Consider the following 17,400-nt stretch of genomic DNA (forward strand, 5'->3'; position numbering starts at 1 on the left):
GTCTCCGGTCAGCGGCGGTGGGCGATGACGCCGACGGGGACGGCGGCGGCCTCCACGGCGCGGATGACCGGCTCGGCGGCGTCCGGTCCCGGTGTGCCGTAGAGCTCGATGAGCTGCAGGCCGGCCGCCATCTTCCCGGCCAGTTCCGCGGCCGCCGCCGTGTCCGGCACCCCGACCACGGTGGTGCTGCCGCCCTCGTCCTTGTCGTGCACAACCTGGTCGGTCGCGGGGTCCGCGCCCTCGTGCACGATGATGAACGCTTCCGACAGCGCCTCCCCGGCTTCGTACCTCGCCTTGAAGGACGCCACAGCGGTCAGCGACTCGAAACCGTAGTAGATCGCGCCCACGGGCACCCTGCCGCTGACGGCCCTGACGGCGTCGGCGTGCGGGAGGGCGCCGAACCCGCCGCAGAGCTCGAACTGGTCCACCCCCTCCGCCACCAGACCGGTCACCAGGTCCAGCATCTGCGCGGGATCCTCCACGGCGCGCACGCGGGTGCGTCCGCTCGCGTTCTCGATGACCAGCACGTCAGTCGTCGGGTCGGCGCCGGTCGCCTCGTAAATGATCACCTTGTCGTCAGCCATGGCGCTCTCCTTATCTCTCACGACCTACTCTGCAACCTCGATCTTGGTTGAGGTCAACCCCCGCGGTGGTCTGGTGCGACCGTGCGCTACCGCACCGCCTGACCGCCTCGTCGACCGGCTCGGGCAGGTTCCGTAGGCCGGCGGCTCGCCCGCCCGGGACGGCGACCGGGTGACGTCCTAGCATCGGGTGCGTGGAGGTTCCCGGCGCGGAGGAGCGGCACCCGGCGCCCGTGGCCGTGTTCGAGGAGCAGCGGCCGCGGCTGTTCGCGCTGGCCTACCGCCTGCTCGGCTCGGCCGCCGAGGCCGAGGACATGGTCCAGGAGGCTTACGTACGCTGGAGCCAGGCCGGGCCGGTCGAGGTGCCCGCGGCCTGGCTGACCAGGGTGGTCACCAACCTGTGCCTGAGCCAGCTCGCCTCGGCGCGGCGGCGGCGGGAGAGCTACGCGGGGCCCTGGCTGCCCGAGCCGGTGCTGACCGGCGACGGCGCCCTCGGGCCGCTGGAGACCGTCGAGCAGCGCGAGTCGGTGTCCCTGGGCGTGCTCATCCTGCTGGAGCGGCTGACCCCGGTGGAGCGGGCGGTGTTCGTGCTGAGGGAGGCGTTCGGGTACGGCCACGCCGAGGTCGCCGGCATCCTCGGCATCACCGAGGCGCACTCCCGCCAGCTGCACCGCCGGGCCAGGGCGCACGTCGGCGAGCCGCGCAAACGGTTCGAGAGCGACCGCGAGCACCATCGCCGGATCGTGCGGGGGTTCCTGCGGGCGACGCTCGGCGGCGACCTGGCGGCGCTGGAGCGACTGCTCGCCGACGACGTGGTGGCCTGGGCCGACGGCGGCGGCACCGCCACCTCCGCCCGCCGCCCGGTGTACGGGCGGGCGAGGGTGCTGCGTTACCTGCGCGGGCTCGCCGGCCGGCCGGAGGCGGCCGGGATCGCATGGGACATCGTGGACGTCAACGCCGAGCCCGCGGTGGTCGTACGTGACGCCGGCGGCGGCCTGCTCGCGGTCTTCGCCGTTGAGGTCGTGGACGGTCGGGTCTCCGCGGTCAGGACCATCGTGAGCCCGGCCAAGCTCGCCTTCGCCGCCACGCAGCTGGTGTGAGCACCGTCACAGGTCAGGTGTGTCACGAACGGCCCGGCTCGCCGGTTCATGTGGGGACTCTCGAACGGAGGAACCATGACGGACCACATCGTGGTGCTGGGAGCCGGATACGCCGGGCTGGGGGCGGCCAAACGCGCCGCCCGCCGGCTGCGCTCGACGGGCGTACGGGTGACGCTGGTCAACGCGGCCGACCGGTTCGTCGAGCGGGTGCGGCTGCACCAGCTCGCGGCCGGGCAGCGGCTGCCCGACCTGCCGCTGGCCGGCCTGCTCGACGGCACCGGCGTCGGGCTGGTGCTGGCCCAGGTGACGGGCCTCGACCTTCAGGCGCGGACGGTCCAGCTGGACGGGCCACCGTACACGCTGAGCTATGACGTGCTGGTCTACGCCCTCGGCAGCGCCGCCGAACTGGACACCGTGCCGGGCGTGCGCGAGCACGCGTGGCCGATCGCGACGGAGGACGACGCCGTACGGTTGCGGGCACGGCTGGCCGGGCCGGGACCGGGACCGGTGACCGTGGTGGGCGGCGGGCTCACCGGGATCGAGACGGCGGCCGAGCTCGCCGAGACCCGCCCGGGGCTGCGGGTCGAGCTGCTCTGCGCGGGCCCCGTCGCCCCGGGCCTGTCCGTACGGGGCCGCCGCCACGTCCACCGGGCCTTCGCCCGCCTGGGCGTCGTGGTCCGCGAGCACGAACCCGTCGCCAAGGTCGGCCCCGACGGCGTCCTGCTGGAGAGCGGCGACGAGGTGCCCGCGCGGACGGTGGTGTGGGCGGGCGGGTTCCGCGTCTCCCCGCTGGCCGCCGCGTCGGGGTTGCGCACCGACGAGGAGGGCCGCATGGTCGTCGACCGGTCGCTGCGCTCGGTGTCGCATCCTGAGGTGTTCGGCATCGGCGACGCGGCGGCGCCGCCCGGCGAGCGGTCGAGTATGTCGTGCCAGACCGGGCTGCCCATGGGCCTGTGCACGGGCGACGCCGTGGCCGACCTGGTGACCGGGCGGAAGCCCGGGCCGGCCAGGTTCCGCCACGTCTGGCGCAACCTCAGCCTGGGCCGCCGCGACGGCGTCACCCAGTTCACCCGCGCCGACGACAGCCCGCTGGACGTCGTGCTCACCGGCCGTGCCTCCGCCGCGTTCAAGGAGAGCATCATCCGCGGCACCGTCCAGGTCATGCGCCATCCCGGCCCCTACCGCCCCTTGGCCTGACCGGCCGGTGCTCGTCCCGCCCGGGGTGATCGCGGTGCCGGGGACGACCCGCGGGAGGCGCCTCCCGCGGGTCGTCGGGTCAGGACTCCGTACAGGTGAGGGTGGGGGGTGAGGTGTGGCTGCCGCTGCCGTTGAAGCCGAACGACGCGGTTCCGTTCGGTGACAGGTTGCCGTTGTAGCCGGCGTTCCCGACGCTCACGTCGGCGCCCGTCTGGGTGACGGTGCCGTTCCAGAGCTGGGTGATCTTCTCGTCACCCGCCCATGTCCAGGTGACCGTCCAGCCGTTGATCGCGGATGTGCCGGTGTTCTTGACCGTCACCTCCGCCTGGAACCCGCCCGGCCACTGGTTGCCCGCCTTGTACGTGGCCGTGCAGCCCCCGCCCGCCGTGGGCGTGACGGTCGGGGTCACTGTGGGCGTGACCGTGGGCGTGACGGTCGGGGTCACTGTGGGTGTGACCGTGGGCGTGGCGGTCGGGGTGACGGTGACGGGCGGGCCCGTGCGGTCGCCGTAGATGATGCCGCGGCCGTTGGTGCCGAGGTAGACGCGGCCGTGGACGCGCGGGTCGCCGGTGAGGGCCTCGCCCATGTTGCCCCACTGGTGCTCGTCGTCGTTGATCCTGAGCCAGCTCGCTCCGGCGTCGTCCGAACGGTAGAGGCCGGTGACGCCGTCGAGGGTGGCCACGGCGAAGACCGCCATGTACGTCCCGCCGGGCGCGGCCTTGCCGAAGCCGACGTTCACCGACTTGGTGATGCCGGGCACCTTGGAGAAAGACGCCCCGCCGTCCGTGGAGTGCCACAGGCCGCCGTCGCCGGCCAGCCACAGGTCGCCCTGGCGGCCGGGCACCGCCTTGAACTTGCCGCCGGCCGGCAGGCCGGTCGCGGCGGTGGCGGCGAACGTGGCGCCGCCGTCGGTGCTGCGGTAGAGGCGGCCGCCGCTCAGGCCGTAGAACGTCATCGGGTCGACCCGGTCGGACTCGACGACCGCGTCCGTGGGCAGGCCTGAGGCGGGCTGCCAGGAGTTGCCGTAGCCGGCCGAGTAGACCGGCGCCACGCCCTTGGGCGCCCAGACGAAGCGGGAGCCGTCGGCCGCCGCCGCGACCGTGCCGCCCTCGTTGACGCCGCCCGGCTCGGTGCCCTGGAACCAGTTGGCGCCGCCGTCCGTGGAGAAGGCCACGTGGCTGTCGTTCGGCCGGTCGGCGTCGGTGAAGTTGCCGGCCCGCACCATGACCGACGGGTTCCGCTCGGCGTAGTCGAGGCTGGTGGTGGAGGTGAACGTCGGCGAGGTGAACATCATCGGCGGCACGGCGTCGAGGCCGGTGTGGCGGAAGCCGGCGATGTCGCCCAGGCCGCTGATCAGGGGTGCGCCGCTCGGCGGGCTGATCAGGTCGAGCACGGCCGTCTCCTCCAGGCCCCTGGCCATGGGCTTGATCGTGAACTGCCCGCCCGCGTCCCAGCGGGTGAGGTTCTCGGTGCCGTAGATGGTGGCGCCGGTGCCGTACATCATCCTGTCGGAGTCGAACGGGTCGATCTCCAGCGACTCGGTCATCCAGCCGAGCTTCGGCGCGGTCTCGGGGGGCTGCGGGTTACCGCCGAACGTCAGCCACGGGTTCTCCGAGATGTCCATCGTGTAGCGGAAGCTGCGGTTCGGGTACGACGTCCAGTCCCACACGCGGGTCCAGGTGGCGCCGGAGTCCGTGGACCGGAAGAAGATCACATCGGGCCACCAGGAGATCTGGGTGGCCACCATGATCGTGGACGGGTTCTGCCGGTCGATGGTGAGCCCGCTGTAGCCGAAGTAGTCGTCCTCGCTGGAGGACGGGATGGGGCTGATCCGGGTCCAGGCGCCCGTCTCGGTGGCGTAACGCCACACGTCGCCCTTGGCCCCGTCGTACGGCCCGCCGGTGTCGCTCGTGGCGATGTACAGGTAGCCGTTCTCCGTGTCGAGCACGCCCTTGTGCGGCAGGTAGCCGGTGGGCTGGCCGGCCACGCGCTGCCAGGTGGCGCCCGCGTCCGTGGTGCGGTAGACGCTGTTGTCCTTGTCGGCGACGCCCACGTAGATGGTCCTGGTGGCGCTGCCCTCAGCGGACGAGCGCGGGTCGTAGGTCACCCAGAGCACGCCGGGCTCGTGGCTGAGGTAGCCGTTGGGGTCATTCGGATCCTGGGCGTAGTTGCCGGGGTTGGGGAAGCTCGTCACCTCCGACCAGGTCGCGCCGTGGTCGGTGCTGCGCCACAACCCGTTGCCGTTGGGGGCGCCGAAGTAGAGCACGCTGTTGTCGTTGGGGTCGACGGACAGCGCCTCGCCCATGCCGCGGCCGGGCATGTTGCCGCCGAGCTTGAACGGCAGCGGCGTGACCTGCCAGCTGTCGCCCCTGTCGGCCGAGCGCAGGATGGCTCCGTTGTTGGGGTCCCAGCTGTTGGTGTACATGCCGACGGCGGCGTACACGCGGTCGGTGTCGACGGGGTCGGTGGCCAGGCTGATCACGCCGTTGTAGCCCCACTTGTCCCAGCCCACCCAGTCGAGCAAGGGGGTCCACGACCTGGTGGACTGGTCCCAGCGGTAGGCCCCGCCGATGTCGGTGCGGGCGTAGATGAGGTTGCGCTCCGACGGGTTGAAGATGATGCCGGGGACGAAGCCGCCGCCGTCGATCCTGACGTTCTTGTACGCGTACGGATCCGAGGCGACGGCCGACACCGGTGACATCCGCACGACCGCCGCCACGAGCAGGACGACGGCGGTCGCGAGCATGACGAACAGTCTTCTTCGCATGCGCGGCTCTTCCTTTCCGGGCACGCCGGCAGGCGCCCCGAGGGCTTCAGATGACCCGCCATGCACGAGCAGAGTGCAGGACCCTGACCGTCGCCGCGCCTTCGCGCATGAGCTCACCAGAAGGCTCACACACGCCCGAGCCGATGGTCAATAGTTTGGACGGACAACGAATTAAAAGCACCGGCACCCCTGGTCACCGGCCATACGCCGCCCTCCCGCGGCCGAACGATCCGGCGATCCTACGCAGGGCCGCCGGACGGCCCGCGGCCCAGAGCGCGATCCCGATGTAGAGCACCTGCTCCGGGATCCGCTGCCACAGCGGCGAGGCCTCCCCGCCCGCGAACGGCACGTCGGCGAGGGCCGCGTGGACGTTGGCCGGCAGCATGGCCACGAAGAGCAGCGCGAGGCAGACCCCCGCGGCCTCGCGGGTGCCGGCGAGCACGAGCCCGGCGGCCCCGGCCAGCTCCAGCACGCCGGTCAGGTAGACCATCAGCGCGGGGAACGGCACGAACGGCGGCATCATGGCCACCAGGTCGGCGTGGTTCGGCATGACGGTCACACCGGCCGGCACGAAGTGCGCGCTGGCGGTCATGACCAGCATGACGGCCAGGCCGTGGGCCGCGCTGACCCGCCACGTGGCGAACCGCCGCACCCCCAGCGCCCCCAGCAGCCGGAACACCAGCGTGCCGACCAGCAACACGATCACAGTCATATGCGTCCTCCTCTTGGATAGCGCCACTATCTCACAAGATGGATAATAGCGCTATCCAATAAGGGGTCGCCTACCCGGTGAACACGAAGTCCCTGATCCGCAGGTCACCCTTGAACACGAGGTAGAGGTCGCCCTTGCCCGCCCTGAGCGAGGCGCTCGCCGTACCCCACTGGTAGATCCCGCCCGTGGCGGGCACCTGCGCGGTCGCGAGCAGCCGGCCCTTCGGCGAGCCCGACCGCACCTCGACGGCCCCGCCACTCACCGACGCGACCCCGGCGGTTAACCGGGAGCCGTACGCCGCGCGGGTGAAGGAGATCCAGTCGCCCTCCGAACCCGCCACGACCTCGCCGGCCGCCTTCGTCTCCTCCGCGAACGTCACGCCCCGGTAGTCGTCGAAGTCCATCGCCCGCGTGGTCCTGGCCAGGTCGCGCACGGGAATGGTCTCGCCCCGCACGCTCAGGGTCGCGCGCCCGCGGATCCGGTCGGACGAGGAGCCGACGAGCACGTCATGAGTGGCCTCCTCCACGGCCCACCTGGAGCGGGTGTGGTCCCAGACGGCCAGGTCCGACCGCTTCAGCGTGAAGGTCACCGTACGCGACTCCCCCGGGTCCAGCGTGACCCGCTGGAAGCCGCGCAACTGCTTGACCGGCTGCGCGAAGCGGGAGCGGCGCTGGTGGGTGTAGAGCTGGACCACCTCGTCGCCCCTGACGTCCCCGGTGTTGGTGACCTTGACGCTCACCTGGTCGCCGCGCACCTTGAGGCCCTGGTAACCGAACGACGTGTAGCTCAGCCCGTGCCCGAAGGCGTAGAGCGGCCTGTCCTTCCCGTAGAGGTACGTCATGCCGGTCTTGGTCAGGTCATAGTCCAGGATGTCCGGCAGGTCGTCCGACGCCGGCCAGGTCTGGGTGAGCCGGCCGGCCGGGTTGACGTCGCCGAACAGCACGTCGGCGACGGCGTGGCCGGTCTCCGAGCCGGCGTGCGTGGTCCACAGCAGGGTCGGCGCGTCCACGATGACGGGGTAGCCGGTCTCCAGCACGACGACCGTCCTCGGGTTGGCCTCGCGCACGGCCTCGATCAGCCGCCGCTGCCCCTCGCCGAGCCGCAGGCCGTCGCGGTCGCGGAACTCGCGTCCCGCCACGAACGGGTGGCTGCCGACCACCACGACCGCCACCTCGGCCTCCGCCGCCCGCGCGGCGGCCTCGGCGACGCCGTCGGAGACGACCTCCTTGCCGAACTTCGCCGCCTGCGCCCTGGGCGCCAGGCCGAGCGTGCCGTCGGCGGCGACGCTCACGTACGGGTCGGGCAGCGCGTACCAGCTCTCGACGGTCTCGAAGCCGGCGTACCTGATCAGGTAGGCGCCGTCGGGCTGCCGCTCCAGCGCGAACTGCTGGGAGACGTACCAGCCGTCGGGGTCGGCGTCGTCGGTGTCGAGCGAGCGCCAGTCGCCGCCGAGCAGCCGGCCGTTGCCCGCGTTGCGCAGCGTGGACACGCCGTCCGTCCAGTCGGTCAGGTCCCACTGCGAGGCGGCCGTGGGCGCGGTGTCGGTGAGCGCCGCGTTGTCGTCGGGGCCCGTGCCGGTGGCGGTGACGTATCTGCCGGACGCGAGGTGCTTGAGCGCGACGCGCTCCAGACCCTGGCTGGTCGTGACGTCCCCGACCCGCTCCTTGATCCCGTCGAGCGGCGTCACCTGGTAGGGCGCCTGCCCGGAGTACCAGTCCCGGTACACCCTCCCGGCCAGCGGCCCCACCACGGCCGCCGACTTCGGAGCCGCCAGCGGCAACACACCGGAGTTCCGCAGCAGCACCGCGGCCCTGCCCGCGGTCTCGCGGTTGAGCTCGCGGTGGGCGGCGCTGTCGATCACGTCCTCGGTGATGTTCCTGTACGGCCCGCCGTCCGGGTCGAAGTGCCCCAGCCGGGTCCTGATCGACAGGACGTTCCGCACCGCCCTGTCCACGTCGGCCTCGGTGATGAGGCCCTGGTCGAGCGCCGCCGTGAGGTGCTGGGCCAGCGGCCCGCCGTCGCTGCCGTCGATCGTGTAGCTGTCGAGCCCGGCCTTGAGCACCGCGGCGAACGCCTCGGGCTTGGTGTCGTAGTACTTCTCCAGGTCCGTGAGCGCGTGCGGCCCCCAGGCGTCGCTGACGTTGTAGAGCGTCCTGTCCGTCCACGACCTGACCACCGTGTCCAGGTCGGGGTTGACGTGGTTGGGCCGCCCGTTGACCAGGTTGTACGACGCCATCACGCCGGTCGCGGCGTCGGCCGAGACGGCGGCCTTGAACGCCGGCTCGTAGTACTCGTGCTTGAGCTTCGGCGTCAGGTTGGACGAGGTGAGGCTCCGGTCGGTCTCGTTGTTGTAGGCCAGGTAGTGCTTCAGCACGGGCGCGGTCTTCAGGTAGAAGGGGTCGTCGCCCTGCAGGCCCTTGCCGTAGGCGGTGGAGATCGCGCCGGTCAGCAGCGGGTCCTCGGAATAGCCCTCCTCGTTCCGGCCGGAGCGCGGGTCGCGCAGCAGGTCGGCCACGGGCGCCCAGACCTGCAGACCCCACAACACCGGATCGACGGCGTTGTGGCCGCGCACCTCGTCACCGACCGCCGAGCCGACCCTTCTGATCAGCTCCGGGTCCCAGGTGCTGGCCAGCCCGACCGCCTGCGGGAAGACCGTCCCGGCGGCGAACTTCTGGTTCCAGCCGTCGTCGCGGTGGTTGGACCAGGCGACGCCGTGCAGCGCCTCCGTGCCGTTCTTGTGATAGCCGATGCCGAGCCGCGGGATCGCCGGCTGCGACTGGTGCAGCAGGCCGAGCTTCTCCTGCAGCGTGAGCCGGCCGAGCAGGTCCTCGACCCGCTGCTCCAGCGGCAGGCCGGGATCCTGGAACGGATGGCCGACCGCCTGGGCGGGCGGCACGGCGAGCATCGAGGCCGCCAGGGCGAGGGTGGCCAATAACGGGATTCGCATGGGGGGGTTCTCCATCACTTGATGGCGCCGACCGTCACACCTCGGGTCAGCGTGCGCTGGAAGATCAGGAAAAAGGCGATCGCCGGGACGACGCCGAGCAGGGCCGAGGCGCTGGACATCGTCGCGTCCATGTAGCGCTCGCCCTGCAGGACACCCAGCGCGACGGGCACCGTCTGGGTGTCGTTCGAGATCAGCAGGATCAGCGGCAGGAAGAACTCGTTCCAGGTCCAGATGAAGAAGAAGATCAGCAGCACGCTGAGCGTGGGCCGGCTGATCGGCACCACGATCCGCAGCAGCGACCGCAGCCGGCCGGCGCCGTCGATGGCAGCCGCCTCCAGGATCTCCTTCGGGAACCGGCCCAGCACCGCGCTCAGCAGGTACGTGCCGAACGCCGCCTGGATCGCCGTCATGACGATGATCACCGACAGCCGGGTGTCGTACAGGCCCGCCGCCTTGGCCAGGTAGTAGAGCGGGTAGGCCAGCGACTCCTGCGGCAGCGTGTTGGCCACCAGGAAGAGCACCAGGATCGACAGCCGGCCCTTCACCCTGCCGATGCCCAGCGCGTACGCGTTGAGCACCGACAACACGACCGCCAGCACCGACACCGACGCGCTGATGACGAAGCTGTTCCAGAGCTTCGTGCCGAACTCGACCCGCTGCCAGAAGTCCACGATGCCCTGCAGGTAGAGCCCGTCGGGCAGGCTCAGCGGCCCCTGCGAGCTGTACTCCGCCGGCGACTTGACCGCGTTGATCGCCACGACCGCGAACGGGAAGACCATCACGACCGCCAGCACGGCCAGCGCGAACAACACCGCCCAGCGCCCCGGGCCCCTCACGGCTCACGCTCCTGCACGCGCAGGAACAGGAACGTCACCACGACGATGACCAGGGCCAGCACCGTGGCGATCGCGGAGCCGTACCCGACGTTGCTCTTCTGGAAGAAGTTCAGGTACGAGAAGTACGACGGGACCATGGTGGCGTTGCCGGGCCCGCCGCGGGTCAGCACGAAGATCGGCCCGAACACCTTGAGAGCGGCGATCGTGCACGTCAGCAGCACCACGAAGATCTCCGGCCGGATCTGCGGGACCGTGACGTGCCAGAACCTGCGCCACCACGAGGCCCCGTCGATCTCGGCCGCCTCGTGGTAGGACGGGTCCACGCGCTGCAACCCGGCCATGAAGATCACCACCGGATAGCCGAGCTGGAACCAGACCATGACCGCCATGACGGTGGCCAGGGCCAGGTCGGGATCGCCGAGCCAGTCGAGCTCCAGCCCGAAGATCTGGTTGACCGCGCCGTACGACGGGTGCAACATCCAGCCCCACACCACGCCGGCGATGGCCACCGGCAGCACCTGCGGCAGGTAGTACGTCGCCCGCAGCGCCGAGGCCGTCCGCGTGCCGAAACGCCGGCCGATGTAGTCGAACAGCGCGGCCGCCAGCACGAGGCCGATCGCGGTCGGCACGACGGCCATCGCCACGATCAGCCCCACGTTGTGCTGGAACGACTCCCAGAACCGTTCGTCGCCGAGCAGCCTGGTGTAGTTGTCGAGGCCGATCCACCGCGGCGTGCCCACCCCCGACCAGCGGGTGAAGCTCGCGCCCACGTTCATCAGGAACGGCACGACGATGACGGCGAGGAACAGCAGCAGGCTGGGGACCAGGTAGGGCCAGTAGCCCCTCGTGCGCTCCCCCATCTAGAAGCCAAGGTCGGCGAGGTTGTCCTCGTACGGCCCGGCGATCTCGTCCAGCACCTCGGAGGTGGTCTTGCTGCCGTTGATGAGGTTCTGGACGCCGGCCACGAGCACGTCGTAGTAGCCGGGCGCGGGCCAGTCGGGGTAGAAGGCCAGGCCGTCGGCGGCGGTCAGCTTGTTGAAGCTCTCGATGAGCTCCTTGCTCTTCTCGTCGGTGATCGTGGCCGGGTCGGCGGCCACGGGCACGCCGCCGGAGTTGCCGAGCAGGTTCTGGATCTCCTTGCTCATGGTGATGTCGATGAAGTCGTAGGCCAGGTCCTTGTTCTCCGACTTCTCCGGCACGACCCACAGGTTTCCGCTCGAACCGGGCGACATGGTGGCGCCGGGGAAGAGGAAGTGGCCCCACGCGAAGTCCTTGATCTCCGAGGCGAGGCGGCCGTACCACCAGCTGCCGCTGATCATGATGGGGAACTCGCCGTTCATGAACGCCACGCCCATGTCCTCGGCCTTGAGCCCGGAGGAGTTCTTGGCGATGTAGCCCTTCTTCACCCAGTCGGCGAACGTGTCGGCGCCGTAGGTGAACTCGGGGCCGTGGAAGTCCACCTTGCCCTGGTACGACTGGAACGCCGCCAGCCACGGCTTCTGCGCCTTGGTGAGCGCGAGCTGGTAGAGGATCTGCTGGGCCGGGTATTCGGCGCCCGCGTTCGCGACGGGCGTCACGCCGGCCTTGACGAACGTGTCGAGCGCGGCCGTGAGCTCCTCGAACGTCTCCGGCACGTCGACCTTGTGCTTGGCGAAGAGGTCCTTGTTGTAATAGACCATGACGAACTCGCCGTAGTTGGGGATGCCGTACCACTGGCCGGAGCCCATCACGCCGCGGTCGTCGTACATCGCGGTGGTCCGCAGGCCGCCGGTCAGCAGCTTGTCCCAGCCGCGCCTGGTGGTCTCCTCCGTCAGGTCGGCGAGCAGGCCCTGCTTGGACAGCAGGCCGGCGGTGGCGTTGCCCTTGTTGTACTCCATGAGGTCGGGCGCCTCGTCGGAGTTGAGCACCATGCTCGCCGTCTTCTGGATCTGCTCGAAGCTCTTCTCCTCGAACTCGACGGTCACGTTCGGGTGGGACGCCTCGAACTTCCTGATCGCCTCGGCCCATGCCTTGCCCATGGCGCTCTCGGCCGACTCGTAGTGCCACAGCCTCAGCACGCGCGGCTGGCCGCTGTCCGCGGGCGACGGGCTGCCGGAGCCCGAGCCGCAGGCCGACAGCGCGAGCACCACGGCGGCCAGCGCCGCGGCGCCTCTCAACTTGACCATGATCCCTCCAGGGGTGTCACACGATGACGGTTCGCGCGGGGGCTCCGGGCACCGGGACGATCTCGACCCCGGTGACCCGCTTCGGGCCGGTGACGGAGACGCGCAGCTCGTCGCCGTCCCTGGTGGCGACGGCGACCGTCACGCCGTCGGTGTCGTGGATCTCGGCGGTCCCGTCGACGCCCCCGAAGGCGAGGAGGGTGATCTCCGCCGGCACGCCGATCGTGTCCTGCGGCTCGGCGACCGGGATGAGCGCTCCGTGGCGGGCGAACAGGGGGATCTGGTCGAGCGGCTTGTCCACCCGGACGTGGCGGGAGCCGTCCAGCACCTCGCCCGTCCAGTAGTCGACCCACGTTCCGCGCGGCAGGTAGACCTGCCGGACGCACTCGGGCGCGGTCATGGGGGCGACCAGGAGGTCACGGCCGAGCAGATATTCCAGGTCGGCCTGCCAGGCCACCGGGTCGTCCGGATGGTCCACGCACAGCGCCCGCATCATCGGCGCGCCCGTGCGCGCGGCCTCGACGGCCGCCGAATAGAGGTAGGGCATCAGCCGGTAGCGCAGCCTCAGCGCCGCCACCGCCGCCTCCTCGACCTCGGGGAACTCCCAGGGCTCGCGGGTGGTGGTGCCGTGCAGGCGCAGCAGCGGGGAGAGCGCGCCGAACTGGGTCCAGCGCACGTACAGGTCGTCGGACGGGCGGCCGGTGAAGCCGCCGGCGTCGTGGCTCCAGAACGGCACGCCCGACAGGCCGTGCGCGAGCCCGCCCCTGATCGTGCTGCCCATGGCGGCGTAGCTGGTGTAGGTGTCGCCGCTCCACTGGGCGCTGTGGCGCTGCCCCCCGAGGTACGACGAGCGCGCCCACACCAGGTCGTGGCCGTGGACCTCGCGGGTGACGGCGGCGACCGCGTCGTTGAACAGCAGGGTGTAGACGTTGTGCAGGTCGGTGCCGGTCATCCCGTTGGCGGCGACCGCGTCGCTGGGCACGCCCTCGGCGAAGTCGGTCTTGAACGCCGCGACGCCCTGGCGCAGCAGCCCGCGCAGCAGGCCGGTGAACCACTCGACGGCCGCGGGGTTGGTGAAGTCGACGATGCCGCAGGGCGGGAAGGAGCCGTGCCAGCAGTCGGCGACGTAGACCTCGCCCTCCCGATTTTTCAGGAAATATCCGGCTGCAGCGGCCTCCTCGAAGGCGGGGCTCAGGTGGGAGACGTACGGGTTCATCCACAGGCAGACCTTGAACCCCATCCCGTCCAGCTCCGCCAGCATCCCCTCCGGGTCGGGGAAGTTCACCGGATCCCACCGCAGGTCCGACCAGTGCCCGTCGGCCTGCCAGTACGTGTCGAGGTGCAGCACGTCGCACGGGATGCCGCGCTCCCTGATCGTGCGCCCCCTGGCCAGCACCCGCTCCTGGCTGTCCACGCAGAACCCGGAGGAGATCCAGGTGCCGAACGCCCATTTCGGCGGCAGCGCCGGCCGGCAGGTCAGCCGGTCGTAACGGTCCAGCACGTCGGCGGGCCCCGGCCCGGCGATCACGTAGTAGTCCATCACGTCGTCGGGCACCAGGATCTGCACGACGCTGTGCGTCGACTGGCACACGTCGAACTCCACGGGCGCCCCGCTGTCGACGAGCACCGCGTACCCCTTGCTCGACAGGTAGAGGGGGACGTTCTTGTACGCCCGCTGCGACTCGGCCCCGAAGGCGTCGAAGTTCCACATGACCGGCCGCTGGCCGCGCTTGTCCAGCCGGGTGAACGACTCGCCGAACCCGGCGAACGCCTCGTCGGGCGCGGCGGCGAAGCTCTCGTGGTAGGCCACGGGGGTGCCGCCGGCCGAGGAACGGCCGAACGGCAGCGTACGGAGCCTGCCGCTGATGTCGATGTGCCCGCGGTCCTGCTCGGCCAGCGTGGCGCCGGAGGCGTCGGTGAAGCGCAGGTGCCACGGCGCGAGGCTGATCTCGGCACGCAGGGAGCCCGCGTCGATCACGATGGGCTCGCCCGGCGCCACCTCGGCCCTGGCCTCCGGATACCTGCCGGGCGTCACCAGGGAGATCGCCCTCTCCGAGCGGGGCCTGGCGGTCGCGTCCTCCGACAGCCGCACCCGGATGACGCCCTCCCCCGCCACGCCCACCTGGACGACCAGGGTCTCCTCCGCCGAGGTGACCGCCTTCAGCATCACCTCGGCCCCGTCGGCCGCGACCAGCTCGGCGGCGGTCAGCGCCGACAGCCCGCCCTCGCCTCGCGTGCGGACCGGCAGCTCGGGCGGGTCCGCCACGAAGTACTCGTGGGCGACCAGCGGGGGGCGGTAGGGCATGGAGGCTCCTTCGAACGGCTGCGCCAACTCGTGAGTTAGTTTGCTGTCCATACCAACAAACGTCAACGGCCCACCAGGTCGTCCGCGGACGCCTTTCACGGGGGACGCCCGGCCCACCCCTCACGGACCGGCCGGTAGCAGAGCCCACACGACTCGTTCACCGGTCCGCGTGCGATCGGTGGCCCAGCAGCCGCGGGTGAGGTGGTCCACGATCCACAGGCCCCGACCTCGCGACTCGTCCGGTCCCGGCATGCGCGGCATGGGGACGGAGGCCGGCAGGCCAGGGTCTTCGACGGCCAGCCGCCAGTAGCAGCGTTCCCCCTCATCGACCGCCCGCAGGCTCATCCGGACCCAGGGGCCGGCACCGTGGACGACCGCATTGGTGACCAGTTCTGTCGCGATGAGCTGAAGGTCGGCCAGGGACGGGTGATCACCGATCCACCGCCGAAGCTCTCGGCGCGCCAGCCCGGGGAGCCGGGCAGGGTTCTCGATCTCCGCCATGAACCAGACTTTGATGCCGTGATTTGGGTGCTCTGCGATGGCTATTCGCATATGGGCTAATCACCAACCAGTTTCGGAGATTGACCGAATTGACTACACGACCGCGTCATTCCTGTGTCACCGCAGAAGACGCGCTCTAGCCAAAGCTGACATGAGCCGGATAATTGATGAGTGCCGCACATGTTCCCGTGTTACACAGATGACGCGCGGATCGGTGCAACGCGTTGTGTCACGTCTGCGAAAGAGCAGGGGGCCGGATGCCGAATCCCAAGAAGTTGGACCCCGACGCGAGCCCGGAGGCTCGATTTGGGTATGAACTACGCAAGGTGCGCATGGAGGCTGGGCTGACTCTTCAACAGGTCGCCGACAAGACGCGATATGCCGCGTCCACCGTCAGTGCTTTCGAAAGAGCGGAGCGGTCACCTACCGAGTTGATAGCGCGCCGGGTCGAGGACGAGCTGGGGCTCCCGCCGGGCAGACTGGTCAGTTTCCTGCCGGCGACCCGTCGCGATCCGATCTTCCGGACGCTGGCTCCGTGGCTGCAGGTCGAGAAGACCGCCGGGGAGTTGTGCACCTGGGCACCGCTCATCGTGGCCGGTCTGCTTCAGACGGAGGCGTACGCGCGAGCCATCCTCAGCGGCAAGCCCGGGTCCAAGGAGAGCGACACCGAGGCGTCCGTCAAGGCCAGAATGGCGAGACAAGCAGCTTTTGAGCGGGATGCTCCTCCGTCGCTCCTGGCCATCCTCGACGAATCCATCCTGTACCGTCCGATCGGCAGCGAATCCATCACCCGTGACCAACTGGCACACCTGATCAAGATGAGCCGGCGTGACTCGATCACCATTCAGATCCTGCCGTTCAGCGCCATGTCGACGCCCGGTTTGCTGGGCGGATTCGTGATCGCCCACTCCGCGGGCCTGCCCGATGCCGCATTCGTGGACTCCCCCGTGACCGGCAAGGTGTGGGACGGTCCAGAAGACGTCGAAACCCTCAGGCGACGCTTTCGGGCCATTCAGTCGGAGGCCCTGCCTCAGAGCTTGTCGATAAGACGCATAGAAGAGAGGTTGGAGGAAGAGTGGACATGGAAATGAGCGACGAACTCAAGGTCGCGGACTGGCGGAAGTCCTCGTTCTCAGGCGACAACGGCGAATGTGTGGAGGTCGCTCCGCTCAGCGGTGGACGTGTCGCCGTAAGAGACAGCAAGGACCGCAGCGGGCCTGCCCTGGTGTTCACCTCGGCGGAGTGGAGCGCATTCAGGACAGGCATGTCCAGGGGAGAGTTCGACTTTTAGCCGGGCCCACGGGGACCTGCCCTCGGGCCAGGTCCCCTTCTCCGGCCGGGAGGTGACCCTGGTCAGGCGCGCAGGAACTCCAGCAGGTCGCCGTTCAAGCGCTCCTTCTGCCCCGGGACGAGGGCGATGCCGTGGGAGCCGCCCTCGTACACCTTGTACGAGCAGTTCTCGATGAGTTGTGAGGACTTGTCGCCGGACGCCGCGATCGGCACGATCTGGTCGTCGTCTCCGTGGACGATCAGGGTCGGGATGTCGAACTTCTTGAGGTCCTCGGTGAAGTCGGTGGAGGAGAACGCGTCCACGCAGCGCACCCCCGCCTGGATGTTCTCGGCCATGCCCATCAGCCAGAAGGCGTCCTTGTTGCCCTGCGTCACCGTGTTGCCCGGGCGGTTGGCGCCGAAGAAGGCCTCCGCGCTGTCACGCCAGAACTGCGAGCGCTCGGCGAGGATGCCGGCCTTGAGATCGTCGAAGACCTCCTGCGGCGTCCCTTCGGGGTTGGCGTCGGTCCTGAGCATCAGCGGCGGGATCGCCGACAGCAGCACCGCCTTGCGCAGGCGGGACGTCCCGTGCCTGCCGACGTAACGGGCCAGCTCGCCACCGCCCATCGAGTGGGCCACCAGCGTGATGTCGTTGAGGTCGAGCGCGGTGATGAGGTCGTTCAGGTCGTCGGCGAAGGTGTCGAAGTCGTAGCCGTCCCACGGCTGGCTGGAGCGGCCGTGCCCGCGCCGGTCGTGCGCGATCGCCCGGAAGCCGTTGTCGGCCACCAGCTTCATCTGGTCGTGCCAGGCGTCGGCGTTGAGCGGCCAGCCGTGGCAGAAGACGACCGGCGGGCCGCTGCCCCAGTCGTAGAAGAAGATCTGCGTGCCGTCGCGCGTGGCTACGTAAGGCATGGTGCTCCCCCGTCGTGGTCGTGTCGATGCCGGGTGCGCGTGCACGCCGCACACGGGAGCACCTCACCCGCGAACGAGCCATACCGCAGATCGCCGTCGGGTAAGGCCAAG

Annotated in this window: 14 protein-coding genes; 4 read left to right on the forward strand and 10 right to left on the reverse strand. The window is 70.2% G+C overall.

Annotated features, from left to right (window positions below):
* Window positions 1–8 precede the first annotated feature (8 nt).
* Window positions 9–584 carry a DUF6506 family protein gene (locus ABGA98_RS02915; RefSeq protein WP_347616591.1) on the reverse strand — a complete coding sequence of 192 codons (576 nt, stop codon included), beginning with the start codon at window positions 582–584 and terminating at the stop codon, window positions 9–11.
* 191 nt (window positions 585–775) lie between these two features.
* On the opposite strand from ABGA98_RS02915, the gene sigJ reads away from it, so the two are divergent.
* Both sigJ and ABGA98_RS02925 read left to right on the forward strand, forming a co-directional pair.
* Window positions 776–1,681 (forward strand): RNA polymerase sigma factor SigJ, encoded by a 906-nt coding sequence (sigJ, locus tag ABGA98_RS02920; protein ID WP_347616592.1) that lies wholly within the window; start codon window positions 776–778, stop codon window positions 1,679–1,681.
* Window positions 1,682–1,756: 75 nt separating this feature from the next.
* Window positions 1,757–2,878, forward strand: coding sequence for an FAD-dependent oxidoreductase (locus tag ABGA98_RS02925; protein ID WP_347616593.1), 1,122 nt, complete (start codon window positions 1,757–1,759; stop codon window positions 2,876–2,878).
* A 79-nt stretch (window positions 2,879–2,957) separates the two neighbouring features.
* Here ABGA98_RS02925 and ABGA98_RS02930 read toward each other — a convergent pair whose 3' ends face one another.
* The 8 genes from ABGA98_RS02930 to ABGA98_RS02965 form a co-directional block, all read right to left on the reverse strand.
* Complete coding sequence (locus ABGA98_RS02930) at window positions 2,958–5,645, reverse strand: cellulose binding domain-containing protein (protein WP_347616594.1); 2,688 nt, start codon at window positions 5,643–5,645, stop codon at window positions 2,958–2,960.
* Between the two features lie 193 nt (window positions 5,646–5,838).
* Window positions 5,839–6,357: a hypothetical protein gene (locus ABGA98_RS02935; protein WP_347616595.1), complete on the reverse strand. Its 519-nt coding sequence runs from the start codon at window positions 6,355–6,357 to the stop codon at window positions 5,839–5,841.
* 70 nt (window positions 6,358–6,427) lie between these two features.
* Window positions 6,428–9,304 carry a glycoside hydrolase family 3 C-terminal domain-containing protein gene (locus tag ABGA98_RS02940; protein WP_347616596.1) on the reverse strand — a complete coding sequence of 959 codons (2,877 nt, stop codon included), beginning with the start codon at window positions 9,302–9,304 and terminating at the stop codon, window positions 6,428–6,430.
* Window positions 9,305–9,318: 14 nt separating this feature from the next.
* On the reverse strand, window positions 9,319–10,140 hold the full coding sequence (locus tag ABGA98_RS02945) for a carbohydrate ABC transporter permease (RefSeq protein ID WP_347616597.1): 822 nt from the start codon (window positions 10,138–10,140) through the stop codon (window positions 9,319–9,321).
* Window positions 10,137–11,000, reverse strand: coding sequence for a sugar ABC transporter permease (locus tag ABGA98_RS02950; protein WP_347616598.1), 864 nt, complete (start codon window positions 10,998–11,000; stop codon window positions 10,137–10,139). The genes ABGA98_RS02945 and ABGA98_RS02950 overlap by 4 nt, the downstream gene beginning before the upstream one ends.
* Window positions 11,001–12,305: an extracellular solute-binding protein gene (locus ABGA98_RS02955; protein ID WP_347616599.1), complete on the reverse strand. Its 1,305-nt coding sequence runs from the start codon at window positions 12,303–12,305 to the stop codon at window positions 11,001–11,003.
* Between the two features lie 16 nt (window positions 12,306–12,321).
* Window positions 12,322–14,607, reverse strand: a complete 2,286-nt coding sequence (locus ABGA98_RS02960) for a TIM-barrel domain-containing protein (protein ID WP_347616600.1) — start codon at window positions 14,605–14,607, stop codon at window positions 12,322–12,324.
* 120 nt (window positions 14,608–14,727) lie between these two features.
* Window positions 14,728–15,108: an ATP-binding protein gene (locus tag ABGA98_RS02965; protein ID WP_347616601.1), complete on the reverse strand. Its 381-nt coding sequence runs from the start codon at window positions 15,106–15,108 to the stop codon at window positions 14,728–14,730.
* Between the two features lie 257 nt (window positions 15,109–15,365).
* Between ABGA98_RS02965 and ABGA98_RS02970 the strand changes: the two genes are divergently transcribed.
* Both ABGA98_RS02970 and ABGA98_RS02975 read left to right on the forward strand, forming a co-directional pair.
* The gene (locus ABGA98_RS02970) at window positions 15,366–16,199 is read left to right on the forward strand and encodes a helix-turn-helix transcriptional regulator (protein WP_347616602.1); all 834 of its coding nucleotides are present in this window, start codon (window positions 15,366–15,368) and stop codon (window positions 16,197–16,199) included.
* Entirely contained in the window at window positions 16,196–16,399 is a 204-nt protein-coding gene (locus ABGA98_RS02975; RefSeq protein ID WP_347617694.1) for a DUF397 domain-containing protein, read from the forward strand. The genes ABGA98_RS02970 and ABGA98_RS02975 overlap by 4 nt, the downstream gene beginning before the upstream one ends.
* Window positions 16,400–16,461: 62 nt before the next feature.
* On the opposite strand, the gene ABGA98_RS02980 is transcribed toward ABGA98_RS02975, so the two are convergent.
* Complete coding sequence (locus ABGA98_RS02980; protein WP_347616603.1) at window positions 16,462–17,289, reverse strand: alpha/beta hydrolase; 828 nt, start codon at window positions 17,287–17,289, stop codon at window positions 16,462–16,464.
* Window positions 17,290–17,400 lie beyond the last annotated feature (111 nt).

Source organism: Nonomuraea sp. B1E8, assembly GCF_039871515.1.
Classification (GTDB): Bacteria; Actinomycetota; Actinomycetes; order Streptosporangiales; family Streptosporangiaceae; genus Nonomuraea.